At 64.1% G+C, this 16,743-nt stretch carries 12 protein-coding genes and 1 pseudogene; 7 read left to right on the top strand and 6 right to left on the bottom strand.

From position 1 onward, the window contains the following. Nucleotides 1-13 precede the first annotated feature (13 nt). From V1280_RS09695 to V1280_RS09685, 3 genes are all read left to right on the top strand, one after another. The gene (locus tag V1280_RS09695; RefSeq protein ID WP_334522301.1) at nt 14-874 is read left to right on the top strand and encodes an alpha/beta fold hydrolase; all 861 of its coding nucleotides are present in this window, start codon (nt 14-16) and stop codon (nt 872-874) included. A gap of 126 nt (nt 875-1,000) precedes the next feature. Beyond that, entirely contained in the window at nt 1,001-1,756 is a 756-nt protein-coding gene (locus V1280_RS09690) for a VWA domain-containing protein (protein ID WP_334522298.1), read from the top strand. A gap of 61 nt (nt 1,757-1,817) precedes the next feature. Continuing rightward, a complete protein-coding gene (locus tag V1280_RS09685; RefSeq protein WP_334522294.1) occupies nt 1,818-2,540 on the top strand; it encodes a DnaJ domain-containing protein in 723 nt (240 codons plus the stop codon). 224 nt (nt 2,541-2,764) lie between these two features. Here the strand turns inward: V1280_RS09685 and V1280_RS09680 are convergent, their stop codons facing one another. Continuing rightward, nucleotides 2,765-4,585, bottom strand: a complete 1,821-nt coding sequence (locus V1280_RS09680) for a D-alanyl-D-alanine carboxypeptidase (protein WP_334522292.1) — start codon at nt 4,583-4,585, stop codon at nt 2,765-2,767. Between the two features lie 389 nt (nt 4,586-4,974). On the opposite strand from V1280_RS09680, the gene V1280_RS09675 reads away from it, so the two are divergent. After that, nucleotides 4,975-5,313 (top strand): phasin family protein, encoded by a 339-nt coding sequence (locus V1280_RS09675; RefSeq protein WP_148754857.1) that lies wholly within the window; start codon nt 4,975-4,977, stop codon nt 5,311-5,313. A gap of 72 nt (nt 5,314-5,385) precedes the next feature. Here V1280_RS09675 and V1280_RS09670 read toward each other — a convergent pair whose 3' ends face one another. Then, nucleotides 5,386-7,350, bottom strand: a complete 1,965-nt coding sequence (locus V1280_RS09670) for a TadE/TadG family type IV pilus assembly protein (protein WP_334522283.1) — start codon at nt 7,348-7,350, stop codon at nt 5,386-5,388. A 482-nt stretch (nt 7,351-7,832) separates the two neighbouring features. Here V1280_RS09670 and clpS point away from each other — a divergent pair, with 482 nt between their 5' ends. Then, a complete protein-coding gene (clpS, locus tag V1280_RS09665) occupies nt 7,833-8,165 on the top strand; it encodes an ATP-dependent Clp protease adapter ClpS (protein ID WP_027530069.1) in 333 nt (110 codons plus the stop codon). 292 nt (nt 8,166-8,457) lie between these two features. Further along, complete coding sequence (gene clpA, locus V1280_RS09660; protein WP_334522277.1) at nt 8,458-10,869, top strand: ATP-dependent Clp protease ATP-binding subunit ClpA; 2,412 nt, start codon at nt 8,458-8,460, stop codon at nt 10,867-10,869. Between the two features lie 70 nt (nt 10,870-10,939). Here clpA and V1280_RS09655 read toward each other — a convergent pair. The 4 genes and pseudogenes from V1280_RS09655 to V1280_RS09640 all read right to left on the bottom strand — a co-directional run. Then, nucleotides 10,940-11,395, bottom strand: a pseudogene (locus V1280_RS09655) (translation initiation factor 2); the annotation flags it as partial. Between the two features lie 128 nt (nt 11,396-11,523). After that, complete coding sequence (locus V1280_RS09650; RefSeq protein WP_334522275.1) at nt 11,524-12,945, bottom strand: MFS transporter; 1,422 nt, start codon at nt 12,943-12,945, stop codon at nt 11,524-11,526. Between the two features lie 187 nt (nt 12,946-13,132). Next, entirely contained in the window at nt 13,133-14,158 is a 1,026-nt protein-coding gene (locus V1280_RS09645) for an aldo/keto reductase (protein ID WP_334522272.1), read from the bottom strand. Between the two features lie 122 nt (nt 14,159-14,280). Beyond that, a complete protein-coding gene (locus tag V1280_RS09640) occupies nt 14,281-15,186 on the bottom strand; it encodes a LysR substrate-binding domain-containing protein (protein WP_334522269.1) in 906 nt (301 codons plus the stop codon). 219 nt (nt 15,187-15,405) lie between these two features. Here V1280_RS09640 and V1280_RS09635 point away from each other — a divergent pair, with 219 nt between their 5' ends. After that, entirely contained in the window at nt 15,406-16,728 is a 1,323-nt protein-coding gene (locus V1280_RS09635; protein ID WP_334522266.1) for an aspartate aminotransferase family protein, read from the top strand. Nucleotides 16,729-16,743: the final 15 nt, after the last annotated feature.

Below are 16,743 nucleotides of genomic sequence, written 5' to 3'. Positions count from 1 at the left end.
GCTGAGGACGAAAATGAAGCGTGGAATTGCCGTTCTGGTGTGTGTCAGTGCCCTCTGCGGCGTCGCCTATTTCACGGCGAGCAAGTGGGCCATCAGGCACGAGACCATCACCTTCTACGACGCTTCGCGCGACAACCGTCCCGTGCCTGTCGACATCGCGATCCGTCGCGACAAGGAAATGCAGGCCAATGCCGGCTTGATCACCATGCCGGTTGCAGTGATCAATCACGGCAACACCGTCAAGAACACCGAGTACGGCTTCCTCGCCAACATTTTCGCCGCGCGCGGCTATCTCGTCGTCAGCCCGCAGCATGATTTGCCGACTGATCCGCCGATGGTGACCAAGCCCGGCGAGCTCTATGTCGGCCGCCTGCCGCAGATCCTGCGCGGTGTCGCCAACATCCATCTGGCGATGCAGGAGATGAAGAAGGTTCAGCCCAACGCCGACTACGCCCGGGTGACAATGGTCGGCCATTCCATGGGTGGCGACATCACGATGTATTTCGCCAAGCAGTATCCGGACGAGGTCAAGAAGGTCGTGACGCTGGACAATCTCCGCGTGCCCTTCGTCACCGCCGGCAAGTTCAAGATCCTGTCGTTCCGCTCCAAGGATCCGCAGTTCAAGACCGATCCGGGCGTGATCCCGACCGACGAGGAGTGCGAGAAGGCCGGTATTCAGGTCGTGAAGACCGACTTCCAGCACAACGACATGCGTGACACCGGTCCGGATCAGGCCAAGAACTCGATCCAGGGCATGCTCGATAAATTCCTGAGCGACACCGACAGCGCAATCGCGCCGGTCGACACCACGTCGTCGCCGCCGAAGGTGCTCGAGCCGGGTCCCGTTGCCCTGATGTCGCCAGCCAAGAGCTGATCAGTCCGACCATCGTCGGAAACACGCTTCAAAGCCTCCGCCGGCTTTCGCCTGCGGAGGCTTTGCACATTGACCGGGCAGGGCGCGCTATCCACATTGGTGGTTCGAGACAAAGCGTGACTACGGATGCCCGGCGACCCCATTAAACCGCGCAATAGCGATGCCGTCTCGGCGAGAGCCGAAAGCGACGGTGCGTTGCCGCAGGCAAAGACCTCGACTTCGGACGACGTCGCCGCCTTCGTCGCCAAGGCGCGTGCGCTGTCGCCGCATGCGCCTGGCGCGAAGGGCCGTCTGATCTTCGCGTTGGATGCGACGATGAGCCGGCAGCCGACCTGGGACATGGCCTGCGCGCTTCAGGCCGACATGTTTCGTGAAGCGGCGGCGCTCGGCAGCTTGGACATCCGGCTCGTCTACTATCGCGGCTTCAACGAATGCCGTGCCACCGGGTGGATTTCGGACAGCAGCAAGCTTGCAACGCTGATGAGCAAGATCGATTGCCGCGGTGGCGACACCCAGATCGGCAGGGTCTTGACCGATGCGCGGCGCGAGGCGGTCGCATCGGGCGTGCGTGCCGTCGTCTTCGTCGGCGATGCCATGGAGGAGAAGGTCGACGCGCTCTGCGCCAAGGCCGGCGAGCTCGGCATGCTGAAGGTGCCGGTGTTCCTGTTTCAGGAAGGCCATGATGCAGTCGCTGAACAGGCGTTTCGCGAGATCGCGCGTCTGACCGGCGGCGCCTGGTGCCGGTTCGATCCGGGCGCGGCGGCGCAGCTGCGCGAGCTGTTGCGGGCCGCTGCAGCCTACGCCGCCGGCGGCCGCGAGGCACTGTTGAAACTGGCGAAGACGGGGAGCCGCGCGGCGCAGCTGATCGGACAGATGAAGTAGAGGGGCTCGCAAGGCGCGGTGGCCGCATGCATTTTGTATGCGAGGCGACTATATTCCCGCCATGACCCTGATTGCCGGCCTTGTCGCTGTTATCACGCTTTATCTGTTGCTCCAGATGTTCCGCGCCGCCAACCCGGCCGTGCTGGCGCGCACCATCAAGGTCGGAGGCGGCGTGGTCGCGCTCGCGGTGGCCGCCTTCACGGGCTTGCGGGGCGAACTGGCGGTCGCGATCCCGCTCGGGATATTTGGCGCCGGACTGCTCGGCTGGACGCCGCTGGCGAATGCGGGCTTCGGCAATATCGGCGGCCTGTTCGGCGGCGCTGCGCGCTCGTCCGGCCAGAGCTCGCGCGTGCGCTCGCAGTTCCTGGACATGCGGCTCGACCACGAGTCCGGCCAGCTCTCGGGGCAGATCGTCGCCGGGCCTCACGCCGGGCGCGGTCTCGACGAGTTCGATCTCGCAAGCCTGCTGGCGATGGTCCCGGCTTTCGACGCCGAGAGCGTGGCCTTACTTGAAAGCTATCTGGACCGCCGGTTTCCCGCTTGGCGTCAGAACGCGCAGGGCAACGCGGCAGGGGGGCAGCGCCGCACGGCGTCGAGCGGCAAAATGACGGCGGAGGAGGCCTATCAGATCCTTGGCTTGCAGCCGGGGGCGGGGCGCGACGACATCAGCCGTGCGCACAAGTCCCTCATGAAGAAACTGCATCCCGACCAGGGGGGCTCGACGTACCTCGCTGCCCGTGTAAACGAGGCCAAGGATACTCTGCTTCGTACGCATAACGGCTAACTCCGGCACTACGCTACAAACGCCCGTACCGCGTGAGCTCCGCTTGCTCTGTTTGCCGTCGCCCCGATGCCCGCCTTTGTCGGCGTGGTCGATCCCTTGAGTAAAGTTTTAACCGTAAATCCTTGACGAGAGGTTGTCGTGGAACAGCCTCCAGCGCCACCGCATCCCAAAAACAAAAATGCCCGCGCAAGGCGCGGGCATTTCGCTTGGAGGGGTAGGGAAGATCAGTTGCGGACGGTCATGCAGGAGATGTCGGCGCGCTTCAGCGCCTTGCAGACCGCTTCGGCCTGGTCCCGCTCGAGCCCGGCGAAGCGGGCGCGGTAGAGCTTGCGATTGTCCCTGGCGACTACAGGCTCGGTGAACGGATCGGCTTTGCTGAGCAGGCCGCGGGCCGAGCTGCGCGCGGCTTCAATTCGCTGCTGGGCCTCGCCCTCGCTCTCGAGCGCGCCGACCTGGACGATCCAGCCGCTATGGGTGGCGACCGGCTTGGTGGCAGCGCTCATCTGGATCGGCTGCGGTGCCGGATCAGCGGAGGCAAGCTTCGCGACCGGGGCGGGCGCCGGGGCAGCGGCGGTGGCCGCCGGCAGCACGCCGAGGATGCCGTTGCCGGTGCCGAAGCCCGCCGGCTGCTGCGGCATCTCGGTCCGGGCGGCCTCGGTCCGGGTGGGTTCCGGCTTGTTGATGAGGTCGGCCCTGGCGACGACAGCGCCGGAGGTCTCGGCGACGTCGGTGCGGGACGAAACCGTGTTGGTGACCTGCGGGGCGACCTGGGTCGGGGCGGCGGATGCGACCTTGACCGCGCCGGCCTTGACCTGAACCGTCTTGACCCGGACCGGCTTCATCGGCTCGGACGACCCCGGAATGAGGGCGAGCGGCTGGCTCGAGATCACGCCATTGGTGAGCGGCGCGGGCTCGATCTTGGACTCCATGGGCTTGGCTTCGGGCTTGGGCTGGGCCGGCGGCATCGCGGCGGTCGCAGCTGCAAGGGCCGAGAGGCGCGACGCAGGACGCGGCGCGGGTGCCTCGGGGGCAGGAGCGGCCGCGACCTGAACCGGCGGAGCCGGACGGGCCGGGGTATCCGAAGCGTCGGCAACGTCGGTGCTGGTGTCGGCACTGTTGCGCTCCGCCACCGCCACGACAGTGTGGGTGGTCGCGCCCTTCTCGAGATTTTCCGCGAGCAGATTGCGCATGATGGCGTCGCGCGAGCCGCCGCTGCGGCCGCCGAGCACCACGCCGATCAGATGGCGGTTGCCGCGGCGCATCGAGGTCACGAGGTTGAAGCCGGAGGCGCGGGTGTAGCCGGTCTTGATGCCGTCCACGCCCTCGACGCTGCCGAGCAGGTGATTATGGTTGCGGATCTGCTCGCCGCGCCAGGTGAACGAGGTGGTCGAGAAATAGCGATAGTAGCGCGGGAAGCGCTCCTGGATGGCGCGGCCGAGCGTGGCCTGGTCGCGCGCGGTCGTCACCTGCTCGTCGTTGGGAAGGCCGTTGGCGTTGCGGTAGACCGTCTTGGACATGCCGAGCGCGCGCGCCTTGCGCGTCATCATCGTGGCGAAATCGTCCTCGTCGCCGCCGATCGCTTCGGCGATCACAACGGCAGCGTCGTTGGCAGAGCGGGTGACGAGACCCTTGATCGCGTCCTCGACGCGGATGGTCTGGCCGGCACGCAGATTGAGCTTGGTCGGATCCTGGTCGGCGGCGTGCTGCGACACCGGCATCTCGGTGTCGAGCTTCATCTTGCCGGACTCGAGACGCTCGAACAGCAAATAGAGCGTCATGATCTTGGTGAGCGAGGCGGGATGGCGAATCCCGTCGGGGCTGGTCGACTGGAGCACCGTACCGGAATTGCCGTCGACGATGATCGACGCGAATTGCGGGCTGTAGCTTTCGGATACGTCGCGATGCACCCGGTGGTGCGCGTAGTGGCGCCGATAGCGCCGCGCGTCGGCGGCATCGGTCGTGAAGATCACGGCTGTGGTGACCGTGAGAAGCCCGAAAACGCCAACCCGCGCCAAGCGCGAGGAAGACCAGTTGTTACGAAGCATGGAACCCCGTCCCCGTTTGTGACTTGATCACCGGCTCGTGAGGCGAAATTGTGCCCTGCGGACCCGGAATCATTACCTGCTCAGGCTGTCCCTCCGCTGGTGCTCGCCGCGGGGGACGTTGGGCCTGAGCCGCTGTTCTGGCTAAGGTGATGTTCTCAAACGGCTTTTGACCGTCTGCGGAAGGTGAACACGTCCAGGGAATCAGGGTAGGGGGCCGGAGTTTCCAAAAGCTTAAGAAATGCTTGCGGGAAAGCCCGGGAATCTCCGTAACTTGCATCGATTTTTTGTGCGTCGCACAAGATTCTTGACATTTTTGTGCGTTGCACTAATTGTGGGCAGAGTCAGGGAGCCGGGGCTTCCGGACGCGAGCCAGGGAAAAGGATTCCACGATGTTCAAGGTTGAAGACTTTCAGAACTACGGCAAAGAGCATTTCGAGACGTGTGTTGCTTCGGCGACCTCGGTGCAGCACGGCCTCCAGGCGATCGCCAGCGCGTATGGCGACTACACCAAGAAGTCTTTTGAAGACACCAAGTCCTTCGTCGAGAAGCTTTCCGGCGTGAAGTCGCTGGACAAGGCGATGGAAGCCCAGACCGATTTCGCCCGTTCCGCCTACGAGACCTTCGTCGCGGAATCGCAGAAGATCGCCGGCCTCTACAGCGATCTCGCCAAGCAGGCGTTCAAGCCGGTCGAAACGGTCGTGTCGAAGTTCACCCCGGCCGCCCAGTAATTTCTGAACTTCTGGAATCAAAAAGCCCGGCTGAACCAGCCGGGCTTTTTTCGTTTGTCGCAGAGGCTTCGGTCAGCGCGCCACGCGCAGCTTGCTCAGCGCGGTACCGATCGTGTTGAACGTCGTGACGATCTCGCTCGAGCTCCTCAGCATGAAGAACTTGTCGGGGCTGCTCGCACAGTTCTGCAACACCGTGGACGTCGCATCCGCAGGCGAGGAGGTGTTCACCTGGATGGTGTAGATGGTGTACATCGTCTGGCCCTTGGAATCCGTGGCGGCCTTCAGGTTGCTGCACATCAGTGCCTGCCGGGCGTCGATCGGATTGCCAGACGCTTGCGAGCTGCCGTCGCCGTATTCGGGCCAACGGTCTTCGGTGTTGAGACCGTCGGACAGCAGGATGATGACCCTGTTGTACGTCGTGTTGGCATCCTCCGCCGGCGCATTCAGCGGACCTCCGATTAGGAGCGACTGCCAGCCCCAGGCCAGTCCGACCGCCTGGTCGGTGCCGCCCGTGGGCTGCATCGCGTTGACGGCCGTCTTGAGCGTGCTCCAGCTATAGCTCAGCGGAATGAGCGGCTCGAGCTGGGTCGAGGCGCTGCTGCTGCAATAGGACGTGCTGTTCTCGTAATACTCGTTGGCCGGAAACAAAGTCGTGACATCGGACGTCGCAGGCAGCACGCCGGTCGCGTCGTTCGGTTGGGTGCGGTCTGCGACGCAGCCCGTCCAGGTGCTGATGGGATTGGTGGACGGCTGGCGCCAATCATTTGCAACCCCGACGGCGCTGGGAGTCCAGACGTGGTCCTTGTTGGGCGTGTGGGCGTTGTCCTTGAAGCCAACGACGGCGGAAACCCTGGGCTGACTAGGATTGTCCGTCAGGTCATTCGGGCCGGGCTGCGTCCAGTTGTGAACATAGGTCCATCCGGTGCAGGACCTGCCGCCGCCAGTGCCGGTGCAGGTGCAACCGGAGACGGCATTGTTGGAAGAGTCCTTTGGGCAGCTACAGCTACCACTTCCGCTACAGAAGACCTCCTGGAGGCCAGTGGGCTCGCTTGTCCAGCAGCCGTTATATTTGACGTAGGTTCGCCCGGAGCGACCGAAACCATCGGCGGTCGGACAAATCGGATTTTTGACGGTTGCGCCATTGACTGTGAGCGTTGTCGACGGAACTGTTGCCGTGGTCGAACCGTTGCTTGCGGTGGGACTGGTCTTGCAAACAAAGCCGCCATTTGCACTACCGTTATTATTGCCGACAGTGTTGGTGAACGGGCACTTTGCGCCCGGTCCGACGGCATGCCAGTTGATGGGAAGCGTCGCCATCAAGCTGCCATTGGCGGGTTGCGTGGTGGGCGGATTGAGCCAGTCCGTCCAATCGATCCAGCTCTTGCTATAATTGCTGGCATCGACGTTGACGTCCTTGGCGAAGGGAATGACCGAAATATAGACGTCGCCGTTGGTCTTGCTCAGCGCGCTGAGCTGATCGATCAGGCCCCCGGATCCGGCCACCGCGTTTCTCAGCGCGGTGATCTTGCCGTCCTGCGCCATGGATCCCGTATTGTCGAGCACGAGCGCCACGCGCATCTTGACGTTGCCCCAGGTCGTCGTCGACGTGGTATTGAAGCCGAGTGTCGGAAATCCTGCAATTTGCATGAACTCAGATGTGATGTGGCCGGCGCCGTTCAGAAGGATGGTCGCCGCTGCGCTCGCCGTCGGTGCCGTGTAGTTGGCGGTGATGGAGATGCCCTGCGCTTCCTTATCCGTATAGAGCCCCGTGAAATAGCTCTGCGCCTTCGAGCTGATATCGGAGCTCGTGATCGTACCCTGCGTCAGATCCTTGGACAGCATCAGCGCGGTGGAGTCGAGAGCGGCCTGCATCGCTGAGCGCGCCCGGGATGCCCTTGTATAGTCGATGGCGGCACCGACGAAGGACAGGACCGGGATCAGCGTGATGGCGAAAATGACGGCGATGTTGCCTTGCTCCGCGCCCGCAAAACGGGCGAGCTGTCGTCCTAAGCGTCTGACAACGGGTAGGCGAAACATGACGATCCCCGAGATCTGTGGTTTTGCCCGATTTCACGCCACAGCCTTGAACGACGGGTAAATCGGACCGTAGAAAAACGGAGGAATCCCGCGCCAAACCGCCGCGGTCATGCCGATGTCAGGTTCCTGGTCAACACCCTCTGAACGGGCCAGTGGGAAATTTTTGGCAAATCGGTCTGGATTGGTTAACCTTGGCGCGGATCGCCCGGACCGGGAATCGGGACCGTCGCGGCCGCATTGGCTGGGCCTTCGCATGCTTGCAGCGAGCCGGGGGCGGGCCCATATTCCCAGCAACCGATCCGGCTTCGACCGGACCGGTTGGAAGCGGCGATCCAGGGCGGCGCGCTTGCGCGAGGCTCCCGAGTTCGGGGCCGCGCGGCGAACCGCCATACGCTTCCGTGGGGAATTTGAACGCCTGAGCCATGCCGCAATTGACTTCCAGACTCGACCTGTCCGCGGCCGCCGCCGCCCACGCTCCCCGGATGAGCAATGATGAGAACCGTTCCGGTGGCCCGGCGGGTCCGAACACGTCCGTCATCACCAAGGTCAAGCCAAAGACCAAGCGGCCCAACCTCTATCGCGTGCTGATCCTGAACGACGACTACACGCCAATGGAGTTCGTCGTCCACGTGCTGGAGAAGTTCTTCCAGAAGGATGTCGAGGCCGCGACCAAGATCATGCTGCACGTCCATCATCACGGCATCGGCGAGTGCGGCGTCTTCACCTACGAGATTGCCGAGACCAAGGTGACGCAGGTGATGGATTTCGCCCGCAAGCACCAGCACCCGCTGCAATGCGTGATGGAAAAGAAGTAACTGCGCGTTCGCGTCCCGAGTTCTTAGATCGGTTCTGTTCGTGCGGTGTGTGATGTCGGCGGATACCGCTGCATGATCCGGCGAAAATCAGCGCCGACGCCAATCCTGCCCAAATGGGTAGTTTTGCCCAAATCGGAACGGGTTTTGCATCGAGAATGCGGTGGGCGCGTAATGCCCATCGAGTCGCGGAACCGGTCTTTTGCCGCGGTCTAGTATAACTATATGTGACAAAGGTTGTTGTTGCCTGACCGGGCGATGGCGATCATGATGGTGGGGGCCATAGAGGACGCGAATGCCGACTTTTTCCCAAAGCCTTGAACAATCCCTGCATCGTGCACTGGCGATCGCCAACGAGCGTCATCACCAATACGCGACGCTTGAGCATCTCCTGCTCTCCTTGATCGATGACTCCGATGCAGCCGCCGTCATGCGTGCCTGTAGCGTCGATCTCGACAAGCTCCGCACGAGCCTCGTCAATTATCTTGAGACCGAATTCGAAAATCTGGTGACGGATGGCGCCGACGACGCCAAGCCGACCGCCGGTTTCCAGCGCGTAATCCAGCGCGCGGTGATCCACGTGCAATCCTCCGGTCGCGAAGAGGTGACCGGTGCGAACGTGTTGATCGCGATCTTCGCCGAGCGCGAGAGTCATGCCGCGTACTTCCTGCAGGAGCAGGACATGACGCGCTACGACGCCGTCAACTACATCAGCCACGGCATTGCCAAGCGGCCGGGCGTCTCCGAGGCGCGGCCGGTGCGCGGCGTCGACGAGGAGACCGAGACCAAGAGTGCCGAGGACGCCAAGAAGAAGGGCGAGGCGCTCGAGACCTATTGCGTCAACCTCAACAAGAAGGCGCGTGACGGTAAGATCGATCCGGTGATCGGACGCAATTCCGAGATCAACCGCGCGATCCAGGTGCTGTGCCGCCGCCAGAAGAACAATCCGCTGTTCGTGGGCGAGGCCGGCGTCGGCAAGACCGCGATCGCAGAGGGCCTGGCCAAGCGCATCGTCGACAGCGAGGTGCCGGAGGTGCTGGCGGCTGCGACCGTGTTCTCGCTCGACATGGGCACGCTGCTCGCGGGCACGCGCTATCGCGGCGACTTCGAGGAGCGCCTCAAGCAGGTGCTGAAGGAGCTCGAGGCACATCCCAACGCCATCCTGTTCATCGACGAGATCCACACCGTGATCGGTGCGGGCGCGACGTCGGGTGGCGCAATGGACGCGTCGAACCTGCTCAAGCCTGCGCTGGCCTCGGGCACGATCCGCTGCATGGGCTCGACCACCTACAAGGAATACCGTCAGCACTTCGAGAAGGACCGCGCGCTGGTGCGGCGCTTCCAGAAGATCGACATCAACGAGCCGACGGTCGAGGACGCCATCGCCATCCTCAAGGGCCTCAAGCCGTACTTCGAAGACTATCACCGGCTGAAATACACCAATGAGGCGATCGAGGCTGCGGTGCAGCTGTCCTCGCGCTACATCCACGACCGCAAGCTGCCCGACAAGGCGATCGACGTGATCGACGAGTCCGGCGCGGCGCAGATGCTGGTCGCCGAAAACAAGCGCAAGAAGACCATCGGCATCAAGGAGATCGAGACCACGATCGCCTCGATGGCGCGGATCCCGCCGAAGAGCGTGTCGAAGGACGACGCCGAGGTGCTCAAGCATCTCGAGCAGACCCTGAAGCGCACGGTGTTCGGCCAGGACAAGGCGATCGAGTCGCTTGCCGCTTCGATCAAGCTCGCCCGTGCGGGTCTGCGCGAACCGGAGAAGCCGATCGGCTGCTACCTGTTCTCCGGCCCCACTGGCGTTGGCAAGACCGAGGTTGCAAAGCAGCTTGCGGCGTCGCTCGGCGTCGAGCTGTTGCGCTTCGACATGTCCGAATACATGGAGCGGCACACCGTGTCGCGCCTGATCGGCGCGCCTCCCGGCTATGTCGGCTTCGACCAGGGTGGTCTCCTGACCGACGGCGTCGACCAGCATCCGCATTGCGTGGTGCTGCTCGACGAAATCGAGAAGGCGCATCCCGATCTCTACAACGTGTTGCTCCAGATCATGGATCACGGCCGGCTCACCGACCACAACGGCAAGCAGGTCAACTTCCGCAACGTGATCCTGATCATGACCACGAATGCGGGTGCTTCGGATCTCGCCAAGCAGGCGTTCGGCTTCACGCGCTCGAAGCGGGAAGGCGACGACCACGAGGCGATCAACCGGCAGTTCGCGCCGGAATTCCGCAACCGCCTCGATGCCATCGTCTCGTTCGGCCATCTCAGCGTCGAGGTGATCGGCACCGTGGTCGAGAAGTTCGTGCTTCAGCTCGAAGCGCAACTCGGCGACCGCGACGTCACCATCGAACTGTCCGAGCCCGCCAAGACCTGGCTGGTCCAGCACGGCTATGACGAGCAGATGGGTGCACGTCCCATGGCCCGTGTCATTCAGGAGCACATCAAGAAGCCGCTGGCTGACGAGGTGCTGTTCGGCAAGCTCAAGGGCGGCGGTCACGTCCGCGTCGTTCTGGTCAAGGACGAGGCTGACGAGACCAAGGAAAAGATCGGCTTCGAGTTCGTCGAGGGCCCGGTCACGCCGAAGCAGGAAAAGCTGCCCGCCCGCAAGCGTCCGCCGGGCAAGTCGAAGCCGGGCGGTCCCGGTCCCGGCGGCTCCAAGGGGCCGACCTCCAAGGGCCCGCTGGTCAAGGCTTGATCGCGAGCGTCATGAATTGAAAAGGCCGGCTGTTCAGCCGGCCTTTTTTGCGTCGCGGTGCCGGATTCTGGGTGCCGGCTTCGGGAGCGGCCGCAGCCGGCGGCCGCGGCTTCCTCGGCGCGGGCGGCCGTGCGCGGGGAGGGGCCGATGGCTGCATCGTGACGATGACCGGATTCGGCTTGTGATCGGTTGCCGCCCCCGTCGCCGCGTCGACCCCCATGCCGATGACACCGCCTAGCAAAAGATTGCCGGCAAAGCCGGCTGCGCCTGAACCCGGTATGTCCCGGCTGAGCGGCACGATCTGCGGTTCATAGCCTTCCTTCTGGAAGGTGATGGAGATGTCGGCGTTCCGCTTGACGACCACGGCGCAAGGCGTCGTGCAGGTGGTCGGGACTTCCAGTCCGCTGACGACGGCTTCCACGCCTGACGGTGTCGATGAGATGCTGATATTTTCGGTCGTACCGCGCGTGACAGACGCGCAGCCGCCCAGCATGACGCTGAGCGCCACCAATCCAAATGAACGTATGAAATGCCCCTTATTCCCCGGCGCCAATCAAGCGCAACCGGAGCGGGAGGGCAATACGTCATTCGTACAGATAGTTAAGCCACGCACAGGTTGCGCGCTGAAGCGGCGGTAACCAGGGCTCGGGCCTGCTATTCGCCCCGCAGGCGCTGGTCGTCCTGCACGCGGACGTGCTCGGCACCGCGCGCACCAGCGGGCGATAGCCGCAGCATGCTCAGCATCGCGCCGCACATGGCAAATCCAACGCCGGCGAGAAGCGCAATCCGGGTTCCCTCGGCCGGATAGCGGCCGAGGAACAGCGGGACCAGTGCAGCTCCGGTGGTCTGGCCGAGCAGGCGCGCCGTGCCCAGCATGCCGCTGGCGCCGCCGGAGCGCTCGCGCGGGGCGGCGGCGATCATGGTGCGATTGTTGGGGGTCTGGAACAGGCCGAAGCCAGCGCCGGCCAGCGCCATCCGCCAGACGATGTCGAGCGGCGTCGGGCTCGCGGACAGGAAAGCGAGCGCGGCTAGGCCACAGGCAAACAGCGTCAGCCCGATACCGCCGAGCAGGCCGGCCGGATAATGCTCGACCAGGCGGCCGGCGAGAGGGGCTGCAAACGCCACCGCGATCGGCCATGGCGTGATCAAGAGGCCCATATGGACTGCCGAGTAGCCGAAGCGGCTCTGGAGGTAGAAGGGGATCGCGACGAAGGCCAGCATTTGTCCGCAGAACGAGGCGATCGAGGTCGCAATCGAGAGCCCGAACACCGGGATGCGCAACAGGTCGACCGGCAGCAGCGGCGACCTCATGTGCGTTTCGCGATAGATGAGCAACGCGCCGGCGACGATCGCGATGGCGAACTGGACGAGGCAGGTGATCGGCGCCTCGCCGTGGCCGACGCTGTCGATCGCGGCGATGCCGACGCCGAAGGTGATCGCCGAGAGCCCCGCGCTCTGCCAGTCGAAGGAATGGCTTGCGGGCGTCGTATGCGGCAGGCTGCGCAGGCCGAGGACGAGCGTGATCACGCCGAGCGGGACGTTGATGGCGAACAGCCAAGGCCAGCTGCCGACTGCGAGGATGCCGGCGGCGAGCGTCGGCCCGATCGCGGCGGAGAAGGCGACGACGAGCGCGTTGAGCCCGATGCCGCGGCCGAGCAGGTTGCGCGGATAGGTGAAGCGAACCAGCGCCGAGTTGACGCTCATGATGCCGGCCGCGCCAAACCCCTGGATGATGCGCGCGATCGTGAGCAACGGCAGCGTATGCGCCAGCGCGCAGAAAGCGGATGCGAGCGTGAACAGCACCAGCCCGACCAGATAGACGCGGCGATAGCCGACGATCTCGCCGAGCGACGCCAGCGGCAGCAGCGAGATCGTGATCGCGAGCTGGTAGCCGTTGACGATCCAGATCGAGAAGGCGGGGCTCGCGTTGAGATCGGCCGCGATCGTCGGCAGCGCGACGTTGGCGATGGCGCTGTCGACCACGGCCATGGTGATGCCGAGCGCAATGGTCAGGATCGCCTGGTTGCGCTGGGGCTGTGGCAGGCCGTCGGCATGTTCGATCGGGACAGACGGCATGGCGGAGGCGCGCTTGATTCGAGCCGTGATTGATCCCCGGATTAGGAAATTGCGCTGTCCATCGCAACCCGGCAGGACACGGACGGTTCCTGTGCCGGAAGGACGTTTCCCGGCGCCACGGGCATGGATCGGCTCGCCCTTCGCAGGCTCACCAGCGCGAGGTCGCCTTGCCTTGCGACTAAGCCAACTAAACCGGCGGCGGATTGCGGTCGGAGAAAGTTCCCCGCTGGTGCCAGTACGGATAGGGCAACGTCACCTTGCTAGCCGCGTCGAGTTTCGCGATCTGGTCCTTGGTCAAGGACCATCCGACCGCGCCGAGGTTTTCGCGCAGCTGCGTCTCGTTGCGGGCGCCGATGATCAGCGTCGAAACGGTCGGACGCTGCAGCAGCCAGTTCAGCGCGATCTGGGAGACGCTCTTGCCCGTCTCCTTTGCGACCTCGTCGATGGCCTCGACGACGCGATAGACGTGCTCGTCCGGTACCGGCGGCCCGAAATCGGCGGTCTGGGGCAGGCGGCTCACTTCAGGCTTCGGCTGGCCGCGGCGAATCTTTCCGGTGAGGCGGCCCCATCCGAGCGGTGACCAGACCACGGCGCCAAGCCCCTGATCGAAACCGAGCGGCATCAGCTCCCACTCATAGTCGCGCCCGACCAGCGAATAGTAGGTCTGGTTGGCGACGTAGCGCGGGAAGCCATGCTTGTCGGCAACGCCAAGTGACTTCATCAGGTGCCAGCCCGAGAAATTCGAGACGCCGACATAGCGGATCTTGCCGGCGCGAACGAGGACGTCGAGGGTGCTCAGCACCTCTTCGGGCGGGGTCATGGCATCGAAGCCATGGAGCTGGAACAGGTCGATATAGTCGGTGCCGAGCCGGCTCAGTGAGCCGTCGATGGCCGCGAGCAGATGTTGCCGCGAAGAGCCGATGTCGTTGGGGCCGTCGCCGAAGCGGAACGTGGCCTTGGTCGAGACCAGCACCTTGTCGCGGCGGCCCTTAATGGCTTCGCCGAGGACGCGCTCGGATTCACCGAGCGAGTAGACGTCGGCGGTGTCGAACATCGACACGCCGGCCTCGAGACAAATGTCCAAGAGGCGCCGCGCTTCCGTGGCGCCGGTCGTCCCCCATGCCGCGAGACGGCCGACGCCGCCGAACGTGCCCGTGCCAAGGCTCAAAGCGGGGACCATGAGGCCGGATCGGCCCAAGCGTCGGTATTCCATCGAACTGCTCCTCGTGGCCGCTGATTGATTGACGCGGCCTTGGAGACAGATCGTAATGCAAGCATGCGCGTTGTCCTACGACGCGCTCACATAGCGGCTCTGCTTTGCAGGGTCCGCAGGCGTCACGCCACGCTTGTCGCCTGCAGATTCGCGGCCGGGATCTTCGCGCGCAGCCAGGTTTCGAATGCGCCGACGTGGCTGCGGCCTTTGGCTTCAGCGGACCGCACGAGATAATAGGAGACCGTCTCGACCTCGAATTTGGGCTGGCAGAAGGGCGCGACCAGCGTGCCCTTCTCGAGTTCGTCGGCAGCGAGGATCTCGCTCTCCAGGACGACGCCGAGACCTTCGACGGCGGCGTCGATGGCCATCGTGGATCGGTCGAACCACAATTCGTGGCGCGCCTTGATGGTCGAGCCCAGGACCTGTCGCAGATAGTCGGTCCAGGTCAGGGCATTTGAGGAATGGATCAACGTGGCGCGGGCGAGATCACCGGGGTCGCGAAGCGCGAGCTGTTCGATCAGCCGCGGGCTGCAGAGCGGGCGCAGGCGCTCCGCCAGCAACGGTTCGATCTGGCGGCCGTTGCCGACCGGAGGACGGCCATAGGCGATGGCGAGATCGAACCGAATGGTTTCGAGGTCGCGCAAGTCGGTGATGGTCGACAGCCTGATCCCGATCTCCGGGTGCTGGCCGATGAAGTGTCCGATCCGCGGCTGCAGCCATTTGGCGGCGAAGCTCGGACCGCTCGCGATGAAGAGGTGTTCGCGCTGCGACTGCGGCGCCACCAGCTGCGTCGCTCCCATGATCGTTCCGAATGCGCGCTCGATCTCGCTGGCATAGGTGCGGCCCGCATTGGTGAGGACTGCGCGGCCGGCGTGCCGGGAAAAGACGGGAACGCCGAGGAAGTCCTCGAGCTTCTGGATGTGATGGCTGATCGCGGAGGGCGTGACCCCGAGCTCCTCGGCGGCCCGGCTGAAGCTGCCGTGGCGCGAGGCCGCTTCGAACGCCGACAGCGACTTGAGCGGAGGCATTCGCGGCCGCTGCGTTGAGCCCGCTTCATCGGCTGCTGAGTTTTTTGAACTGGCGCCCATCATGTCCGCTCGGTACGAATGTCCACGTTGCTCAGGCAAGTCTCGTACCGCAGGCGCCCTGAAGCAACACCTTCGTACCCCAAAACCGACCCGACAACGGCGAGCACACCGCCGCACCGCACGTCCGTGCGACGGATGCCGCTTGCCCGAGGAGAATCCATGACTTCTGCGCTGAAACAGGCCGCCGACGAGTTCCTGGTCCGATACGGCGGAGACGTCTTTCCGAACCTCTTCACCTCGGCGAAGGGGACGATCGTGACCGACAGTGACGGGCGCGACTATCTCGATTTCACCTCCGGCCAGATGTGCGCCACCATCGGCCACAACCATCCGGCCATCGTCGCGGCGGTGGAGAGTGCTGGGAAAAAGGCCTTCCATCTCTTCAGCGGGATGATACCCGAGGTGGCCGCCGAGCTAGCTCAGGTGCTGGCCACGGATTGGCTTCCCGGAGATATCAAGCGCTCGATCTTCATCAACACCGGTTCGGAAGCGACCGAAGTCGCGCTCCGGATGGCCAAGATGTACACCGGCGGCTACGAGGTGCTCGTCCTTGGCGGCTCGTGGCACGGCATCACCGGCGGGGCCGCCTCGGTCTCGATGGCCAGCGACCGCAAGGGATATGGCGTCCCGCCGCCAGGCGTGTTCGTCATCCCCGAGCCGAACGCCTATCGGCCCTACATCGCGAAGGGCAGCGAGGACGAGTCCGCGCTCGCAAATCTCGAGCTCGCCCTGAAAATGTTCGACATGCAGTCGAGCGGGCGGGGTGCGGCGATCATCGCGGAGCCCGTGATCAGCGCTGGCGGCGTGCTGGTGCCGCCGAAGGCGTTCATGAAGGCGCTGCGCAAGGCGGCCGATGAGCGCGGCATGCTGCTGATCTTTGATGAGGCCCAGACTGCCTTTGGGCGCATCGGCAAAAAAACGGGATCGGAATATTTCGGTGTCGTTCCCGACATCATGACCATGTCGAAGACACTCGGCGGCGGGCTTCCGCTTGCGGCGGTGTCCACAACCGAGGCGATCGAGAGTAAGCTCCACGACGATCACTTCACTTATTACACAAGCCACGTCTCCGATCCCCTGCTTGCCGAGGTCGGGCTCGCCGTGCTGCGCGTGATCACTGAAGAAAAACTCGTCGCACGCGCAAACGAGATGGGCGCTTACCTGCGCGGCCGGTTCGAAGGGCTCCAGCAGAAGTATGAGCAGATCGGCGACATCAGGGGCATGGGCCTCCTGCTCGGTGTCGAACTGGTCAGCGATCGCAACAGCCGGCGCCCAGCCCACCAGCTTGGCGGCCTGACGACGAAGAAGTGTTTTGAGTACGGGCTGAGCATGAATATCCGACGTCGCCCCGAGCGCGGGTCGGTGTGGCGAATCGCGCCGCCTCTGACCGTCTCAACCGGGGAAATCGACCACGCCGTTGAAATCCTGGATCGGGCCTTGAGGGAAAGTCTCGACGAGCTGTCGCGAAACCCCGCTGCCTAGCAACTTGTCGGAGGC

This window comes from Bradyrhizobium sp. AZCC 2230 (assembly GCF_036924495.1).
Classification (GTDB): domain Bacteria; phylum Pseudomonadota; class Alphaproteobacteria; order Rhizobiales; family Xanthobacteraceae; genus Bradyrhizobium; species Bradyrhizobium rifense.
This window is presented reverse-complemented; position numbering and strand designations above follow the sequence as displayed.